This is a genomic window from Methylocystis sp. (assembly GCF_021731785.1).
GTDB lineage: Bacteria > Pseudomonadota > Alphaproteobacteria > Rhizobiales > Beijerinckiaceae > Methylocystis.
Map to the genome: position 1 here is coordinate 14,478 of NZ_JAKFWS010000024.1, position 18,064 is coordinate 32,541.

Consider the following 18,064-nt stretch of genomic DNA (forward strand, 5'->3'; position numbering starts at 1 on the left):
GCCGCGTGACGCGGCGCCGGCTTTCCCCGTTTATGGGCTGCCATCGATCACGCGGCGCGTGCGTCGGAGGTGGAGGTCTGCGGCTCACTGAGCTTGCTCTGCGCCCAGCGGTCGAGAGCTTCCTCGGTGTAGACGACGATGCGACCTGCGCGCTGGTAGACCGGGCCGAGGCCTGTTACGGCGCCCTTGCAGAGCGTCTGATAGGAGCCGAAGCCGTATTTTTCGTTGAGATATTTTGCCGCCGCTCGGCGACGCAGATAGCGCACAACCATGCTCATTTGCGGATCGTCCCTGATCGGAACGCTGCGGGCCTATTCCCGCAAGCCGCAAATAGCTACGGACAAAATGAAGCGCGTGTATCCGACAAAAATACCGCCAATCTCCATCAAAAGTCCGCCAAAAATCCATCAGCGGCGCTTGCGAGGCGACTGCCAGCCAAGCCTGCTCAACGCCCGTTCCAGGTCTGGTTTCGTCGCCCCTTGAAGCGAGTCAACCTTCTGAACTTTCGCGAGCAGTTGATCTACGTATAACTCCGGTCGCTTGTCATAAGTCTGACTCAACCAACTCGCGACGCGCTCAGGTTTGGTTTTTCCCGAAATCTGCAGGGGGATGTGCTCAGCCTCAATCTTCGGCTGCGAGGAAGATAATTGCGCAATAGTAGGCGCTTCGTCTTCATCTACATTGATTTCCGGCGCGCGCAGCACAATCGAGCGCTATTCCGTCTCGCCTGTCTCGACGTTGACGAGGTCGCCCCTGCGAAGATCGATTGCATACTCCGTTCGCGTCCACAGCGTCTGATCGATCGCAATTCTTTGGCGCGTGTCCGATCGAAAGAACCCGTCAGCTAAGATGCGACTGGTCGACAAAAGTTCAAGCAATTGGCGCGTGCGCCCCCCCACCAGATCGGGGTATCGGCCGAGACTAATCTTTTTCTTCTCTACGTCTGCGCAAGCATCATGCAAATGGCGCGAGCAGCGCTTGATCAGAAACGCTGATTCGAAAATTCGCAGCATTTCGTCCGGCCCGAAGAGATGCCGCGGCCTCACGAATCGGCCCAAACACGGCGCTGCGCTCAACGCCGCGTTATAGGAAATTCCAACTTCCGGGTCGGAAAGTATGACACGCCAAAACGCAACATGAAATTCGAGGTCGCCAACGAATTCATGAACGTTCGGGGCGCAAATTGGCGGAATGAAGCGAACATCAAACCAATTAACGCCAGCGCTTCTGTCAATGATTTCCGAAGCGAGCGCGTCACGCACTTCAAGCCAATTCAGCGAATTAATTGGGCGATACAGACTGTCATCGCGCCTACCCCATAATGCGAAGCAGTTGGCGAGTGGCCGCAGTTCGTTGTTTGAAACGCCAAATAGCGCCGACGCCTCAGCAAATGAATAGCCGGCTCTTAGCTCCACTATACCCTTGCGTGTGTCAGACGGCGCGCTGTGCAAGAGAGCCTCTAATGGGCGTGGATCACAAGGACCGATCCTCTTCCGAACAAACATCGCGCTCCATCTCGCGCGCATCGAAATTGAGCGCAGGGAAAGCGAGCGATGCATTCTCGCCTTGTCGGATGCCTCCTATCCCTGCGCGGTTCGTTACTTGGCGTTCCCTCGTGGTTTCTTCAACGGCGCGATGTCGCCTCCCGTTTTCCCGTCCAACGCCGCTGAGATCGTCGCCCCGATCGCGTCCACGGCGCGATACAAGGGATCGTCTGATAGATGCGCGTAACGCTGCGTTGTCGACGCCTGTGTATGCCCGAGGAGCTTTCCGATGACCGGGAGCCCGAGCGACGCCCCTGCCCCGAATGACGCAAAGGAATGGCGAAGATCGTGCAGCCTCACGCCTTCAAGCCCGGCCTCGCGGCGGATCGTTTTCCAGCTATCAAACAGCCCTGATTTTGGCGAGCCCGGCTTCATGCCTGGAAAGATGAACGGGTTGCCTTCGATGCGGGGTAAGTCGGCGAGAATCGCCATTGCAGGCGCCGACAGATGCAACGGCTTCTGGCCGGTCTTGCTGTCCGGCAAAAAGATCGCGCGACGCTCGAAATCGACCCAAGCCCATTGCGCGTGCAAAACCTCGCGCAGGCGTGCCCCGGTGAGGAGCAGCAGCTTAATCGCCTGGACGCTATAACCGTCAATGCGACTGTTCTTCTCGACCCGATCGAGCGCCTCCCCGAGGCGAGCTACTTCATCCGATGTGAGGAAGCGCTGGCGGGATTGCTCGCGGAACCTCTCGACGCCCTTGACGGGATTGGCGACCGCCTCGACGTGTCCAAGCCTTGCGGTCCAATTCCACATCGAAGCGAAAATGGCGAGCGCGCGATTAGCGAGGACCGGCGTTTGCCGCATTGACGAGCGGAGCGCCGCAATGTCGGCGCGGGTTACGTCGACAAGGCGGCGGGAGCCAATCGCCGGTAAGATGTGCTTGGAAAAAATTCGACGATACTCGGCGCCGGTCGCCGGCTTTTTCATCTGGTCGACGTGGGCGAGAAATTCTTCGGCGAGCGCATTGACGGTGCGCGCGGCGCGGCGCTCGCGCTTCTCAGCGTTTGGATCAGCGCCGTCGACGACGCGGGCTAAGAGGCGCTTCGCTTCGTCTCTAGCTTTCTCTGGCGTGTAAATGCCATGCGGCCCGATCTTGACCCTTTGAGAGCGACCGTCGCGTCGGAACTGGATCACATAGGCCTTCGCGCCCGAGGCGAGCACATAGACGCCGAAGCCGCGAAGCGCCGTGTCCCACAGGAATTGTTGCGACGGCCCAGGCGGCTGCCATTTCAGCCCGTCGACGGCCCGCTTTGAGATTGTCCCGACCGGCATGTCCTGACACTGATGGCGAAAGTTATAAGCGTTCTATAAGCAATTGGAAGATAGCTCAGGAAAGCGCGAAGAAGCAAGAGGCGCTTGACAGCTTGGAAAACTAGGCGTTTATATAATCAGAGGAAGCGCAAGGAAGTCCGATCAAGCCCCTTTTTTCTGATAGTCTTTCACATCGGAGAATTTGATCGCCGGATTGCGCTCGGCGTCATAGTTGAGCTGGAACGCTGAGGAGCTCATGAACACCGGCGCGCCGTCGAGATCGTCGGCGATGCTCGAGGCGTTCGAATCAATAAAGCTCTTCAGCTTCGCCGGGTCATCGGATTCGATCCAGCGGCAAATCGTGAAGCGCGGCTGCTCATAACGCGTCTGCAACCCATATTCGGCGTCGAGACGCGTCGCGAGCACGTCGAGCTGGAGCGCGCCGACGACTCCGATGATCGGGCCCGAGCCGTCATGCGGCATAAACACCTGCACGACGCCCTCCTCCGCCAGCTGCTGCAATGCTTCGCGCAGCTTCTTCGCCTTCATCGCGTCACCGATGAGAATGCGCCGCAGAATTTCCGGCGCGAAGCTGGGCACGCCGCGAAAGACGATCTCTTCGCCTTCGGTCAACGTGTCGCCGATGCGCAGCTGCCCGTGATTAGGCAGACCAACGACGTCGCCCGCGTAGGCTTCGTCAGCGATCGAGCGGTCGCGCGCGAAGAAGAACTGAGGCGCATTGATCGGAATGTTCTTGCCGGTGCGGATGAGCTTCGCCTTCATGCCGCGCGTGAGCCTACCCGAGCAGACTCGCATGAAGGCGATGCGGTCGCGGTGGTTCGGATCCATATTCGCCTGGATCTTGAAGACGAAGCCAGTCATCTTCTGCTCCTTCGCCTCGACCAGGCGCTTGTCCGCCTCCTGCGCGCGCGGGCTTGGCGCATATTCCGCCATCGCGTCGATCAGATCGCGCACGCCGAAATTGCGCAGCGCGCTGCCGAAGAAGACGGGGGTCAGATGGCCTTCACGGAAAGCCGCAAGATCGAAAGGCTTGCTGCCTTCTTCGGCGAGCATCGCTTCCTCGCGCCACTCGTCCGCGCCGCCGGGCAGGAGCGTATCGAACAGCGGATCGGCGAGGCCGCGCGTTTGCAGCACGTCGGCGTCTTCGTCGATCCGCCGCACGGTTTTCGTAGCGAAGCGGTAGGTGCCCGCGAAGCTTCTACCCGAACCGATCGGCCAGGTGATCGGCGTCACGTCGAGCGCGAGAGTCTTCTCGATTTCGTCAATGAGATCGAAAGGGTCGCGCGCCTCGCGGTCGAGCTTGTTGATGAAGGTGACGATCGGAATGTCGCGCAGGCGACAGACCTCAAAAAGTTTGCGCGTGCGCGCCTCAATGCCCTTTGCCGCGTCGATCACCATCACCGCCGCGTCGACCGCGGAAAGCGTGCGATAAGTGTCCTCGGAAAAGTCCTCGTGGCCGGGCGTGTCCAAAAGATTGAAGACGCAGTCGCCATATTCGAAGGTCATCACCGAAGTGACGACGGAGATTCCGCGCTCGCGCTCAATGCTCATCCAGTCGGAGCGGGTCTGCTGGGCGTTGCGCTTGGCCTTCACCGCGCCGGCGAGCTGAATCGCGCCGCCAAAAAGCAGCAGCTTTTCGGTGAGCGTCGTTTTGCCCGCGTCGGGATGCGAGATAATCGCGAAAGTTCGCCGCCGCGAGACGGGGTCGCGGGTGATGGAAGTGGTCAAGGCTAGCTCGGGTCAGGAAGAAAATCAGGCGTCCGACTTACCGACAACCGCCGCCGCCCGCAATCCCGCTCTGTTTTGGCCGCCGTCATGGCCGGGCCTCTCCAGGCCATCCACGACGAAGATTGCGCAGCTTGGCCGCGCGGATGTCCGCGATAAGCGCGGGCATGAACGCCGCTCTCTTGTCGCCTCAGCCGAAATCCCCCGCCAGCGCCGCGCGTGTCGCTTCCGACAGCACGGCCATATGGCTGTAGCTGGGGTGGGAGAGACCCAGGATAACGCGCGCGTTCGGCTCCTTGAAGGCGGCGATCTGCGTGTCGGTGAAGGGGAAATGCACGAATTGCACACTGCTCGCCTTGCCTTCTTCGGACGTGCGGTCCTGGTCTTCCTCGGCCTTGCCGAGGACGCGCTCGCCGCCGACTTCGATGAAGGCGGTCTGCTCAATGCCGCCGAGCTGCGCCAAGACGCGGGCGCGCCGCAGCGCATCGTCGATCTCGATCATGAAGGTCGCGACGAGTTCCCTACCCTTCGGGATCAACGGATTATAGGCGGCAAGCTCGTCGGCGAGCTGCGTCGCGCCGCCCTTCTCGATGTGCAGCATCTCCTGCACCTGCGACCACATCGTGTCGAAATTCTCGAAGTAAAAGGTGACGTAAGGCCCGACCTCGACGCGACGGTTGCGCTTGATCGCCGTGAGGCGTTTGCGATGCTCGGCGCGGCCCTTGGCGTATTCGGCCCAAGGGAGGATGTCGGCGGGGGTCAGTTCGTGACGGCTCGTCATCTTCTTGGTGCTCCATCAACCTGAGCGCTCATGCTGAGGAGCATCCAGGGGATGCGTCTCGAAGCACGAGGGCGAGCGATCTTACGTAAATTTTTCCTCGTCCTTCGAGACGCACGCTTTGCTCGCTGCTCAGGATGAGGAAAAACCCGATTTTTACGCGCCTGTAAGTCCGTAAGCCCTCGCCATCAGCACGATCGGATGGCCGACGCGTTCCGGCTTCGGCGTTTCACCGCCCAGCGTCTCGATCTCCTGCTCGATGTGCAATCCGGCAAGCGGGCATTCCGAGACGATATGCTGCTTGCCGGCGCTCTGCATCTGGCGCGCCGCCGGCCTGCCGACCTTCATCGCGGTTTCGAAATTGCCCTTCTTATAGCCCCAGGCGCCGCCATGGCCGGAGCAGCGTTCGACGACCGTGACATCCGCCTCGGGGATCAGCGCAAGCAGCTCCGCGCCCTTCTGGCCGATATTCTGCGCGCGAGAATGGCAGGAGACATGGAAGGCGACGCCGCCGTCGAGCGGCGACATTCCCTCGGCAAGTCCCTCGTTGCGGGCAATGGCGACGACATATTCGGAAAGATCGAAGGTCGCCTCAGCCAGACGCTTGACGCTTTCGTCCTCGGGCAGGATGAGCGGCCATTCGAATTTCAGCATCAACGCGCAGGACGGCACCGGCGCAACAATGTCATAGCCCTCGTCAATGTACGGCGCGAAGGCCGCCGAGACCTTGCGCGCCGCCTCCGCCACTTCATCGAGCATGCCCTGTTCGAGCTTCGGCATGCCGCAACAAGCGGGATGCACGACTTTCATCTCGACGCCGTTCCTTGCAAGGACGGCGAGCGCCGACATGCCGATCGAGGTATCGTTGTAGTCGCCGTAGCAGGTGGCGTAGAGCACGGCCTTACGAGCTTTTGCCGGCGCGGATTGGTCGCGCGCCGGCGGATTGGCGGCGGCCTGCGCTTCGAGCGATTTGCTCGCGTATTTCGGCAGTTCGGCGTTGCGATCAATGCCCGCGACTTTCTCCTCGAGGTCGCGCATCGTCTTGTTGTCGCGGCGCGTCGCCCAATTGACCGCGCCCGTGATCAGCGTCGCCCATTTACCGTTGCGATCGGCGTTGGCGAGCGCCCGGTCAGCGGCGGGCACGCCGTTCTTCTTCGCCTCGACCGCGCGATAGCGCAGGATCAGATGGGGAAAGTCGATGTTGAATTCATGCGGTGGCACATAGGGACACTTCGTCATGAAGCACATGTCGCAGAGCGTGCAGGCGTCGACGACTTTCTTGAAATCCGCGCTCGCGACCGTGTCGAGTTCGCCGCTTTTCGACTCGTCGATGAGGTCAAACAGCCGCGGGAAGGAGTCGCAGAGATTGAAACAACGCCGGCACGTGTGACAAATATCGAACACCCGGCGCATTTCGGCGTCGAGCTTCGACTCGTCATAAAAATCCGCGCTCCGCCAATCCAGCGGATGCCGGATCGGCGCGTCGAGACTGCCTTCTCTCATCTTTGTTGTTTCCAAAACACAACGGCCGTCATGACCGGGCTTGTCCCGGCCATCCACGCCGGGATGCTGTGAGCGGTCGCCGTATGACAGGGATGCTGAAGCCCAGCCGCGGGCGCGCGGGTTAGACTCTGAGCATTTCGCGGTCCCATCGCGTGGATGGCCGGGTCAAGCCCGGCCATGACGCGAAGGGAACTCTTTCTCGGGACGCGTAATTCTGTGGTTACTTCAACTCATCCAGGGCGCGCTGGAACCGGCCGGCGTGCGAACGCTCAGCCTTTGCGAGCGTTTCAAACCAGTCGGCGATCTCCTCGAAGCCCTCTTCGCGGGCCGAGCGCGCCATGCCCGGATACATGTCGGTGTATTCATGCGTCTCGCCGGCGACGGCGGCCTTAAGATTGTCGGCGGTCTTGCCGATCGGCAGGCCGGTCGCGGGGTCGCCGACGGTCTCCAGGAATTCCAGATGGCCATGGGCGTGGCCGGTCTCGCCTTCGGCGGTGGAGCGGAACACGGCGGCCACGTCATTGTAGCCCTCGACGTCGGCCTTTTGAGCAAAATAGAGATAGCGGCGGTTCGCCTGCGATTCGCCGGCGAAGGCGGCCTTCAAATTGTCTTCGGTCTTGCTGCCCTTGAGCGTAGCCATTTCTTGCCTCCGATATTTCGAAGCCGGGGCCCGTTGGCCCCGACACACGAATTAGAATAATTCAAAACTGACCTCTGTCCAACCCAAAATCCGGCCTGGGGACGCGAGGATTGGTCGCAGGGGCCAACAAGCGTCCATCTTCCCAACGCCGCTATTTGATGCCCACGGCCATCGAATCCGGGCCGGTCAGTGGCTCGACGCGGGAGCTGGAGAACCCGACTTCCTTCATCCAGCCCTGGCAATCGGCGCCGGTGAAGTCAAACCCGCCGGCGGTTTCAATGAGCATGTTGAGGCTCATCAGCAGACCGAAGGCGTTTTCGCGGCGTTCATTGTCGATCATCGCCTCGTAGACGATCAGCGCGCCGCCTTCGTGAAGCGCGTCATAGGCTTTCTTCAGCAGCATGCGCTTCTGTTCGAGGTCCCAGTCATGGAGAATGTGGCCCATGACGATGACGTCAGCCTTCGGCAATGCGTCTTTGAAAAAGTCGCCAGGAAGGAAACGCACGCGATCGGCGAGTCCATTGGCGGCGACATATTCCTCAAAGATCGGCTTGACTTGCGGCAGGTCGAAGCCCGCGCCCGAAAGATGCGGATGCGCCCGCGCGATGGTGACGGGAACCATGCCCTGCGCCGCCCCAACATCGACAAATGTCTTGTAGTCGTGCCACGGGAATTTGTCGGCGATGGCTTGCGCTGCGCCGGCGCTGACGCCGCTCATTGCCGCCAGAAACCCGCGCAGGCGGTTTGGGTCGGCGTAAAGCGCCGCGAAGAAATCGGTCTCCTCCTGATTCTCGCTTTGTCGGCGACCAGTTTTCAGCGCTTCCGACAGATGTCCCCAGCTCTCGTAGAGACGCGCATTGGCCATTTCCAGCAGGCCGCCGACATAGCTCGGCCGGCCGCGCACGAGAAACAATTCCGTCTCAGGCGTATTGGCGTAGCGCCCGTTCGCGTCGCGCTCCAAAACTCTCATCGCGACGAGCGCATCGAAAAAGTCGCGTGCCGAGCGTTGGTGTAAGGCGAGTTTCGCCGTCAGCGCCGCAAGATCGGCTGGGCCGTCGGCGAGGGCGTCAAAAACGCCGAGCTCGACCGCCGAGAGCAGCGTCTTGGCGTTCCAGAACGACATGCCTAAGGCGAGGAGTTTTTCTGGAGAAGGCTTTGCGGACATAATGGTTTCCCTGAGCGTGCGAGCGAACCGGCTCATGCGTCGAGGCCTTTAATCACATGGCGGACCGATACGATAGTTTCGCGACGCTCGCGGCGAATGAAATTGAAGGCGTCGATTATCGAATTTGCGTCACGAAACGCGCCTCCCCTTTCGCCATCGTCGCGCCGCACGGCGGGCTGATCGAGCGCGGCACCTCTGAGATAGCAGCGGCGATCGCGGCGGATCGCTTCTCGCTCTATTGCTTCGAAGGTCTGCGGCAACCAGCCAACGGCGCACGCCTGCATATCACGTCGACGCGCTTCGACGAGCCGCGAGCGCTGGCGCTCGTTTCAGCCTGCGAAGTCGCAATTGGCGTTCATGGCCGCAAGGATCAGGGAGACGATGCGTCGATCTGGGTCGGCGGACTGCATGAGATTCTGCGCAACGCCATTTGCGAGGCGCTCGCGAGCGCGGGCTTCAAGGCGAAGGCGGTCGGAGACGGCCATAGACTTGCGGGTCGCGATCCTGCCAATATCTGCAACCGGGGCCGACGCGACGCGGGCGTTCAGCTTGAATTGCCGAAGACGCTGAGAATGGCCCTCTATGAGGCCCGCGATAGCGCCGCCTTTGCGGCGGCGGTGCGCGAGGCGCTCGAGCGCGCGGCGCCGCCTCCGGATTAATCCTTTCGATTTCCAGCGTAAGGATTGTCGCCCGCCTTTTTCGAGATCCGGATCGGCACGCCGGGAAGATCAAAAGTCTTGCGCAGTCCCTTGATCAGGAATCGCTCGTAGCTCGTCGGCAATTCGTCGAGCTGATTGCCGAAGATCACGAAATGCGGCGGCCGCGACTTCGCCTGCGTCATGTAGCGGATTTTGATGCGCCGTCCCGAGACCGCCGGCGGCGGCGTTTCCTCGACCTGGGTCAGCAGCCATCGATTGAGCCGCCCCGTCGCGATGCGCTTGTTCCAGGTTTCATGGACCGCGACGATCGCCTGCATGAGCTTGTCGAGCCCCTGCCCCGTCGCGCCGGAGACCGGCACGACCGGACAGCCGCGCAGTTGCGGCAGCAGGCGTTCGGCGTCCTCGCGCAGTTTCACGAGCGTCGCGCCGCGATCCTCGATCAGGTCCCATTTGCCGAGCGCGATGACGACGGCGCGCCCTTCGCGCGCCGCGAGGTCGGCGATCGAGAGATCCTGCTTCTCGAAGGGAATCGTCGCATCGACGAGCAGCGCGACGACTTCAGAAAATTTCACGGCGCGCAGCGCATCGGCGGCGGAGAGCTTCTCCAGCTTGTCGACGACGCGGGCGCGCTTGCGCAAACCGGCGGTGTCGAACAGTTTCATCTTCCGATCGCGCCAAATGAAATCGACCGAGATCGAATCGCGCGTGATCCCCGCTTCGGGTCCGGTCAGCAGCCGCTCCTGCCCGAGAATGCGGTTGATCAGCGTCGATTTGCCGGCGTTGGGCCGGCCGACGACCGCGATGCGCAGCGGCTTCGTCACGTCGAGGTCGCTGCCGTCCTCCTCGTCGTTCCGCAGGTTTCCCTCGACGACCAGGTCTTCTTCCTCGAGCTCGGCAGTCTCTTCGGGCAAGGCCTCGCGCAGCGCGTCATAGAGTTCGCCCATGCCTTCGCCATGTTCGGCGGACAGCGGCACGGGATCGCCGAGGCCGAGCGAAAAGGCGTCATAGGCGCCCGCCTCGCCCGCCTTTCCTTCCGCTTTGTTGGCGATCAGGATGACGGGCTTTCCGGCGCGACGGACGAGGTCAGCGAAATATTTGTCGTCAGGCGTGACGCCGACGCGCGCGTCGATGAGAAAAAGTATGGCGTCGGCGGCAAGGATCGCGCTCTCGGTCTGGGCGCGCATCCGTCCTTCCAGGGTCGCGCTCGCGCCTTCTTCGAGCCCGGCGGTGTCGATGATGGTGAATCGCAGATCGGCGAGTTTTGCTTCGCCCTCGCGGCGATCGCGGGTGACGCCGGGACGATCGTCGACAAGCGCGAGCTTCTTGCCGGTCAGCCGGTTGAACAGCGTCGACTTGCCGACGTTCGGCCGGCCAATGATCGCGAGCGAAAAGGACATGACTCGTTTCTCGCCGCGCCGCCGCGGGTTACTTCGACGGCTTCACCTCGAAAGGCGCGTCGCCGGAAGACGCGGCGCCTTCCTCCGGTTCGATCACCGGCGTCACAGAGACGTTGCCAGCTGTGGGGCCGCCGGCCGCCGGCGCCGCCGCCGTCGGCTTCGGTCCGCGCTTGGCGTGAAGCAGTCCTCGGTAGGCCGCGGCGCGCTGGCGCATCGATTGCGGGGCGTCGCGATCGCTCAGCAGAATGTTGAAGACTCGCTCCGCTTCGTCGAAATCATTGTTGGCGAGCGCGTCGAGGCCGTTCCATTCCTGGGCCGAGAAGCGGAACGCGCCGTTCGACGTCATCAGCGGCCCGAGCGCGCGCTCCATTTGCTGGCGGTCGCTGCTCTCGAGATTGATCAACGCGGCGCGCAGCATCGCCACTTCCTGATTGAGCTTGTCGACGTTCTTGTCCTCGGCGATCGCATTCAATTCCGCGAGCGCGCGCGCCTTGTCCTCGCGCAGTTCGGCGGCGCGGATGCGCGCCAGCGTCGCATAGCCCTTGGAACCGTCCTTGGCGAGAGCGTCGAAAGCGTCGGCGGCTTCTTTGGCTTTCCCGTCATTCGCGAGAGCGACTGCAGCTTCGAAGCGGGCATTGGCGGCCTCAGCCGCCTTTTGGCGATTGGTCTGGTAATAGCTCCAGGCGCCCGTCGCGGCGACGATGAGCACGGCGAGGATCAGGATCGGCGTCTGATAGCGCCGCCAAAGCTCAGCAGCCTTGTCGCGCCGGACGTCTTCATCGACCTCATGAAAAATATCGGACATCTGCTGCAGACCCTTGAGTCCGCCCGGAAAAGCCAGGCTGGCCGCAGCCGTTAGCACAGGCGGCGGCCAAATGCGAGCGAAGCTGGTCAGTTGACTTCCTTCTTGGCGGCGCTGACGCGCCACACGACGCCGCCGACGTCGTCGGCGACAAGCAGCCCGCCGCGCTTATCAATGATCACGCCAACCGGCCTGCCCTGCGCCTCGCCGCGCTCGTTGAGAAAGCCGGTCAGCACCTCCTTGGGCCCGCCAACCGGGGCGCCATTCTCGAATTTTACGAAAATGACGCGATATCCGGCGCGCGGATTGCGGTTCCACGAGCCGTGCTGGCCGATGATCGCGCCGTTCCGGAACGTCCCGAGGTCTGCGTCGCCGACAAACGCCAATCCGAGCGAGGACGTATGAGCGCCGAGCGCATAATCGGGCTGGATGGCCTGTTTAACCAGTTCCGGATTCTGCGGCTGCGCGCGCACGTCAAGGTGCTGGCCATAGTAGCTGTATGGCCAGCCATAAAATCCGCCCTCGCGCACGTGCGTCATGTAGTCCGGAACCAGATTGTCGCCGAGTTCGTCGCGTTCATTCACTGCGACCCAGAGGTCTCCGGTCTCCGGATTCCAATCCATCCCGACCGGATTGCGCAGGCCCGAGGCGAACACGCGCATGTCGGCCGTCACCGGATTGATCTCGAGAATGTCGGCGCGGTTGTGCTCCTCGTCCATTCCGTTCTCGGCCACATTGGAGTTGGACCCGACGCCCACGTAAAGACGCGACCCCACCGGATCGGCGACAAGGCTCTTGGTCCAGTGGTGATTTCGCCCCGACGGCAGATCGACGACCTTCTCCGGCGGCGCTTCGATGCGCGTGTCGCCCTCCTTATAGGGAAAGCGCACAAGCGAATCGGCGTTGGCGACGTAAAGCCGATCGCCCACCAGCGCCATGCCGAACGGCGAATTGAGATTTTCCAGAAAGACTTCCTTGATCTCGGCGACGCCGTCGCCGTCAGCGTCGCGCAGCAGCGTGATCCGGTTGGCGCTCGGTTGGTCCGCGCCGGCTTGATGCATGTAAAGGCGCATGATGAAGCCGCGAACGCCGCCGCCGCCCTCATTTTCTGACTTCGGCGCATCGGCTTCGGCGACCAGAATGTCGCCGTTAGGCAAACCATACAACCAGCGCGGATGATCGAGCCCGGTCGACAACGCGTCGACGCTAAGGCCCTCTGCGGGAACGGGTTTTTCAACGCCTCGCCAACCCACCGCCCGCGCGATGTTCACATAAGGAAAAGCTCCCGTCGGATGCGGCTCAGGCAGCGTCGGATCGGGTCCATAACCCGCGCTCTCCGGCAATTCCGGACCGCGATCGCAGGCGGCCAGCGCCACTGCGGCGAGCGCTAAAAGGATTTTCCACATAACATTCGCCGCCATTGCGCCTCCTCCCCAACGTTGCGCGAGCGTCCAACCATCGACCGCCGACGATGAAGACAAATATATAATCACGACGCCGCTAAGATGGCGCGGCGGAAACGAGTCTCAAGCCCTCGCCGTATAAGACTGCAACGCAAATGAGTCGAATGGCCGGAGAAATTTATATCGGCGTGGGCGGCTGGACGTATGCGCCCTGGCGCGACTCCTTTTATCCGGCTGGCCTGCCGCACAAGCGCGAACTCGAATATGCAAGCCGCAAGCTGACCTCGATCGAAATCAACGCCACTTATTACCGAACGCAGAGCGCCGCGAGTTTCGCCAAATGGCGCGACGAAACGCCAGAACATTTTATCTTCAGCGTCAAAGCGCCGCGCTTCGCCGTGATGCTAAAGACAGCGACGGAAGCAGGCGAATCGATCGAGCGCTTCTTCAACAGCGGCGTCATGGAGCTCAGCGACAAGCTCGGACCGATATTGTGGCAGTTTCTGCCGACGAAGACATTCGACGTAGAATTTTTTGACGGCTTCCTCTCCCAGCTGCCGAAGGACATTGGAGGCCGGACGCTGATGCACGCCATCGAGGCGCGACACGACAGCTTCAAGACGGCTGAATTCGTCGCACTCGCGCGCCGACATGGCGTTGCAATCGTCATTGCCGGCGATTCCAAATATCCGCTCGTCGCCGATTTGACGGCGCCTTTCGTCTATGCGCGCTTCATGGGAACGCGTCCCGACGCTCCACTTGGCTGTGACGACAAGGCGCTTGCGCGATGGGCGTCTTATGCGCGGCAATGGGCTGAAGGGAGCGCGCCGGCGGAGCTTCCCTATCTGACGCAGCATAAACCCAAGAAGACCCCGCGTGAGGTGTTTCTCTATGTCATCAGCGGCGCGAAGGAGCGCAATCCGTCCGCCGCCATGGCGCTGATCGAGCGAACTTCAAATTAAATATTTATGTCCGCCCATATCGCCGCATGGTCGGAAGCGGCGTCGACCTTGCGGACGAGTTCCGGATAGGCCTCCCAGCGCCGCGCGCGGGCGCCGGGCCACATGCCTTTGCGAAATACGCCGCCGCCGGTGACCTTGTCGAACAGCGCCGGCGAAAGCAGAATGAAATCGATCTTGTTCTCCGCGGAGCAATTGCCGTAAGTGCCCGGGTAACCGCCGTCGTCGAATGTCGGATGCAGGAAAATGTCCTTCAGATCCGTCTCTTCGATTAGCGGACTCAAGGGCGCGCTGTCCGGCGTATCGTTGAAGTCGCCCAAGACCGCGATGTTCTTGATCCCCATTCCAACCCGCTCGTCGTAGATATCCTTGACGCGCTGCGCCTGAGCGCGGCGCCTGTCGTTGGACGATTGCTGCGAGCCGTAGCCCTTGCTCTTGAAGTGATTGAGCATCAGCAGAATGCGCGCGCCGGATGGAGTCGTCACCTCATACTCGGCGCAGTCGCGCGAAAAAATCAGGTCACGCTCGCCCATCATATCGTCGACATGGCTGCGCAGCTGGCCGATCGGAAATTCTCGCCTGGTCAGCAAGCCGACATCGATGCCGCGCGTGTCGTTTCCGTCGATCACCATGGCGTGACGATATGCTTCGCCGCCGAGCGCAGAGATCACGTCGGCGTTGAAATCCCGCAGCACCGGCCGGCTTTCGACCTCGACGACTCCCATAACGTCCGCCTCGACATCTCGCATCACGCGCGCCGTATTTCTCATGGCCTGCTCGTCGATCGGCACGTCGCGCAACTCCAGCGAACCGACCCAGTCTGCGCGCCCGTCGGCGACGATCTCGACGCCGCCCGCCCTGGGCCGTCTGAGCAAGGCGCCTCGGTTGCGCCGCAGGATGACGAAATCGCCGATGTCGGATTTCTCCAAATCAAGTTCGACGACGAGCTTCGCCATGCGCTTCTTGGCTGCAGCGCTGTACGACGGCTGCGCGAGCAGACCACTTAATTCGGCGAAGCGCTCGAGGATCGGCTTGCCCTCGGCGGCGCTCTTGAGATTCATCGCGCGTGCGCGATCAAAAAGGTTCTCCACGTTATATGATGCGAGCTTCATGAAATTACCTCACACGTAAAAAAGTAAGAGAACCGCACGAGGTTAAGGCTCCTTGCGCAATGTGACAAGGCCGTGACGAAGGATGCGCTACGCGGCGGCTGAATCCGGCTTTTCGTCTGCGCCAGCAACCGACGCCGATCGCGCTTCGTTGAGCGCAATCTTCGTCGCCAGCGCGGCGCCGAAGAGCCCCAGGGCGCCGAGCCATGCGGTCGCCTGAAATCCGGCGCAGAAAGCGTCGCGCGCGGCGGCAAGCGTCCGCTCAGCCTGTTCGGCGGGCAGAAATTTGACCGAGTCCACCGCGCCGCCGAGTGTCGCTCCGGCCATCCCGGCGACATCGGCCGGAAGCCCGGCGACGACGCCGGCCATTTTGGCCCGGTAGATCGCCGTTCCGAGACTGCCGAGCACGCCGATGCCGAGCGCGCCGCCGAGTTCATTCGCGGTCTCCGAAAGAGCGGAGGCCGCGCCGGCGCGCTCCGGCGGCGCCGATGTCACGATGATTTCCGTGGTCAGCGCGATGACCGGCGTGAAGCCCACGAGAAGCAGCGACGACAAAAGCACGCCGTAAAATCCGCCCGCCAGCGCGAGGCCGACAAACCCCATTCCCGCAACGACGAGTCCGCCCGCGAGAAGATTGACGGGCTTGATCCTGCGCACGAGCGCAGGCGTCGCGAAGGAGCCGGCCGTAAAAATGATCGCCGAGGGCGTCGACCACAGCCCTGCGTCGAGCGGCGTCAATCCCGCGACGAGCTGAAAATACTGCGCAAGCAGGATGAACGACCCGAACATGAAGAAGACCCCGAGCATGTTGATGCACAACGCCATGTTGAGCGAACGCGAGCGAAACAGCGCGAGATCGATCAGCGGGTCTTCGAGCCGCGCCTGCCGGCGCAGGAACAGCAGGGCGAGCGTGACGCCCGCCGCCATCGGCCCGATCGAGTCGGCGCCAACGCCCGCTTCGGCGGCGCGCTTCAATCCGTAAATGAAGGACAGCGCCGCCGCGAGCGACAGAAGCGCGCTGGCGAGATCAAGTCGGCCGGACTTCGGATCGCGATATTCCGGCAACAACATCGGACCGAGGACAAGCAGAACGACCATCACCGGAACGCCAGCGAGAAAAACCGAGCCCCAGCCGAAAGATTGGATCAGCGCGCCGCCGACCAGCGGTCCGACGATGGCGCCGGCGGAGAAGGCGGAAATCCACATGCTGACCGCAAAGGTGCGCTCCTGCGGCGCGCGGAACATGTTGGTGATCAGCGACAGCGTCGACGGCGCGAGAGTCGCTCCCGCGATCCCGAGCGCGGCGCGGGCGAGTATGAGCGTTTGCGCCGATTTCGAAAAAGCCGCGGCGATCGACACGGCGCCGAAGGCGGCGGTGCCCAGCAGCAACACCTTGCGTCGTCCAATGCGATCGCCAAGCCCGCCCATGATCATCAGGAAGCCGGCGACCATGAAGCCGTAGATGTCGATAACCCACAGCAGTTGCGACGCGCTCGGCCGCAGCTCAGCCGTCAGCGACGGAATGGCGAGATTGAGCACCGTGAGGTCCATGGAATAGACCATGCACGGCAGGACGACGACGCCGAGCCCGATCCACTCCCGGCGCGTCGCCTTGAGCGAGGGATCGGATGCGTCTGGCGCGGCGCTGTGCAAGGGGTCGCTCCGTCGGCCCTCTTGGGCGTGAGCGCGCAGCGTTTATCGGTTTCGGCGCGCAACATCAAGGAAGGACGCTGATTTTCTCAGGGCGATCGGGCGGCGGCTTGGACCGCTCGCGAAGGGAGGGCATAGTCAATCCTGAAACGGATTGTGCACGAGGATCGTGTCGGCGCGTTCGGGACTGGTCGAGAGCAGCGCGACCGGCGCCTCGATCAGCTCCTCGATGCGGCGAACATATTTGATCGCCTGCGCTGGCAGATGCGCCCAAGAGCGCGCGCCGCTCGTCGATTCCTGCCAGCCAGGAAAACTCTCATAGACCGGCTGCACCCGCGCCTGCGCCGCCTGTGAGGCGGGCAGTCGGTCGATGCGCTTCTCATCGAGCGTGTAATGCGTGCAGATCTTGATCTCGTCGAAGCCGTCGAGAATATCGAGCTTGGTCAGCGCGACGCCATTGATGCCCGAAGTCTTCACCGCCTGGCGGGTCAGCACGGCGTCGAACCAGCCGCAACGGCGTCGCCGCCCCGTGTTGGTGCCGAATTCGCGGCCGCGATCGCCGATCAGTTCGCCGATCGAATCGTGAAGCTCGGTCGGGAATGGGCCGCCGCCGACGCGCGTCGTATAGGCCTTGGCGATGCCGAGCACATAGCCGATGGCGCCCGGCCCGAGCCCCGAACCGCTCGCCGCCGACGCCGCCACCGTGTTGGACGACGTCACATAAGGATAGGTGCCGTGGTCGACGTCGAGCAGCACGCCCTGCGCGCCCTCAAACAGGATGCGCTTTCCGGCGCGGCGATTGTCTTCGAGCAGCTCCCAAACGGCGTCCATAAACGGCAGGATGCGCGGCGCAACTGAGAGCAGTTCCTCGCGCAAGGCGCGGGGGTCGACTTCGGGCAGGCCGAGGCCGCGCCGCAGCGGATCGTGATGGGCGAGCACGCGCGCGATCTTGTCGTCGAGCCGGTCGGGCTCGGCGAGGTCCATCAGCCGGATCGACCGTCGCCCCACCTTGTCCTCGTAAGCGGGGCCGATCCCGCGCTTGGTCGTGCCGATCTTGACGCCATTGCCGGCGGCCTCCTCGCGATGCGCGTCGAGCTCGCGATGCAGCGAGAGGATCAGCGGCGCGTTTTCCGCAATCTTGAGATTCATCGGCGAAATCTCGACGCCCTGCTCCCGCAGCCGGTCGATCTCGCCGACGAGGAAATGCGGATCGACGACAACGCCATTGCCAATGACCGAAAGCTTGCCCGGACGGACGATTCCCGAGGGCAGCAGCGCGAGCTTATAGGTCACGCCGTCGATGACCAGCGTGTGCCCGGCGTTATGGCCGCCCTGGAAGCGCACGACGACGTCAGCCTCGAGCGACAGCCAGTCGACGATTTTACCCTTGCCCTCGTCGCCCCATTGGGCGCCGACCACCGCCACATTCGCCATGGCCGCACTCAATCTCCAAAT

16 protein-coding genes are annotated in these 18,064 nt (G+C 62.4%); 2 read left to right on the plus strand and 14 right to left on the minus strand.

Going from position 1 to position 18,064, the window contains the following annotated elements:
* Positions 1-47 precede the first annotated feature (47 nt).
* The 8 genes from QZ964_RS05180 to QZ964_RS05215 all read right to left on the minus strand — a co-directional run bounded on the left by QZ964_RS05180 (position 48) and on the right by QZ964_RS05215 (position 8,630).
* Positions 48-278 (minus strand): hypothetical protein, encoded by a 231-nt coding sequence (locus QZ964_RS05180; protein WP_292529542.1) that lies wholly within the window; start codon positions 276-278, stop codon positions 48-50.
* 129 nt (positions 279-407) lie between these two features.
* Positions 408-704 carry a hypothetical protein gene (locus tag QZ964_RS05185; protein ID WP_292529545.1) on the minus strand — a complete coding sequence of 99 codons (297 nt, stop codon included), beginning with the start codon at positions 702-704 and terminating at the stop codon, positions 408-410.
* 894 nt (positions 705-1,598) lie between these two features.
* Positions 1,599-2,819 (minus strand): site-specific integrase, encoded by a 1,221-nt coding sequence (locus tag QZ964_RS05190; protein WP_292529547.1) that lies wholly within the window; start codon positions 2,817-2,819, stop codon positions 1,599-1,601.
* A 141-nt stretch (positions 2,820-2,960) separates the two neighbouring features.
* Entirely contained in the window at positions 2,961-4,547 is a 1,587-nt protein-coding gene (locus QZ964_RS05195; protein WP_292529550.1) for a peptide chain release factor 3, read from the minus strand.
* Positions 4,548-4,734: 187 nt separating this feature from the next.
* Entirely contained in the window at positions 4,735-5,325 is a 591-nt protein-coding gene (locus QZ964_RS05200) for a DUF3501 family protein (protein WP_292529554.1), read from the minus strand.
* Positions 5,326-5,478: 153 nt separating this feature from the next.
* A complete protein-coding gene (locus tag QZ964_RS05205; protein ID WP_292529557.1) occupies positions 5,479-6,825 on the minus strand; it encodes a heterodisulfide reductase-related iron-sulfur binding cluster in 1,347 nt (448 codons plus the stop codon).
* Positions 6,826-7,045: 220 nt separating this feature from the next.
* Positions 7,046-7,465: a rubrerythrin family protein gene (locus QZ964_RS05210; protein WP_292529561.1), complete on the minus strand. Its 420-nt coding sequence runs from the start codon at positions 7,463-7,465 to the stop codon at positions 7,046-7,048.
* A gap of 151 nt (positions 7,466-7,616) precedes the next feature.
* Positions 7,617-8,630 (minus strand): methyltransferase, encoded by a 1,014-nt coding sequence (locus tag QZ964_RS05215; RefSeq protein WP_292529564.1) that lies wholly within the window; start codon positions 8,628-8,630, stop codon positions 7,617-7,619.
* Positions 8,631-8,686: 56 nt separating this feature from the next.
* On the opposite strand from QZ964_RS05215, the gene QZ964_RS05220 reads away from it, so the two are divergent.
* On the plus strand, positions 8,687-9,289 hold the full coding sequence (locus QZ964_RS05220) for a poly-gamma-glutamate hydrolase family protein (protein ID WP_292529567.1): 603 nt from the start codon (positions 8,687-8,689) through the stop codon (positions 9,287-9,289).
* On the opposite strand, the gene der is transcribed toward QZ964_RS05220, so the two are convergent.
* The 3 genes from der to QZ964_RS05235 form a co-directional block, all read right to left on the minus strand.
* Complete coding sequence (gene der, locus QZ964_RS05225; protein ID WP_292529570.1) at positions 9,286-10,686, minus strand: ribosome biogenesis GTPase Der; 1,401 nt, start codon at positions 10,684-10,686, stop codon at positions 9,286-9,288. The two genes, QZ964_RS05220 and der, sit on opposite strands and share 4 nt — an antisense overlap.
* 28 nt (positions 10,687-10,714) lie before the next feature.
* Positions 10,715-11,491, minus strand: coding sequence for a tetratricopeptide repeat protein (locus tag QZ964_RS05230; protein ID WP_292529573.1), 777 nt, complete (start codon positions 11,489-11,491; stop codon positions 10,715-10,717).
* 86 nt (positions 11,492-11,577) lie between these two features.
* The gene (locus QZ964_RS05235; RefSeq protein WP_292529575.1) at positions 11,578-12,909 is read right to left on the minus strand and encodes a sorbosone dehydrogenase family protein; all 1,332 of its coding nucleotides are present in this window, start codon (positions 12,907-12,909) and stop codon (positions 11,578-11,580) included.
* Positions 12,910-13,046: 137 nt separating this feature from the next.
* On the opposite strand from QZ964_RS05235, the gene QZ964_RS05240 reads away from it, so the two are divergent.
* On the plus strand, positions 13,047-13,853 hold the full coding sequence (locus QZ964_RS05240; RefSeq protein WP_292529579.1) for a DUF72 domain-containing protein: 807 nt from the start codon (positions 13,047-13,049) through the stop codon (positions 13,851-13,853).
* Here QZ964_RS05240 and QZ964_RS05245 read toward each other — a convergent pair.
* The 3 genes from QZ964_RS05245 to QZ964_RS05255 all read right to left on the minus strand — a co-directional run bounded on the left by QZ964_RS05245 (position 13,850) and on the right by QZ964_RS05255 (position 18,043).
* On the minus strand, positions 13,850-14,962 hold the full coding sequence (locus tag QZ964_RS05245) for an endonuclease/exonuclease/phosphatase family protein (RefSeq protein WP_292529582.1): 1,113 nt from the start codon (positions 14,960-14,962) through the stop codon (positions 13,850-13,852). The genes QZ964_RS05240 and QZ964_RS05245 overlap by 4 nt on opposite strands.
* Positions 14,963-15,049: 87 nt before the next feature.
* On the minus strand, positions 15,050-16,612 hold the full coding sequence (locus QZ964_RS05250) for an MFS transporter (protein ID WP_292529583.1): 1,563 nt from the start codon (positions 16,610-16,612) through the stop codon (positions 15,050-15,052).
* A gap of 135 nt (positions 16,613-16,747) precedes the next feature.
* Positions 16,748-18,043, minus strand: a complete 1,296-nt coding sequence (locus tag QZ964_RS05255) for an adenylosuccinate synthase (protein ID WP_292529585.1) — start codon at positions 18,041-18,043, stop codon at positions 16,748-16,750.
* Positions 18,044-18,064 lie beyond the last annotated feature (21 nt).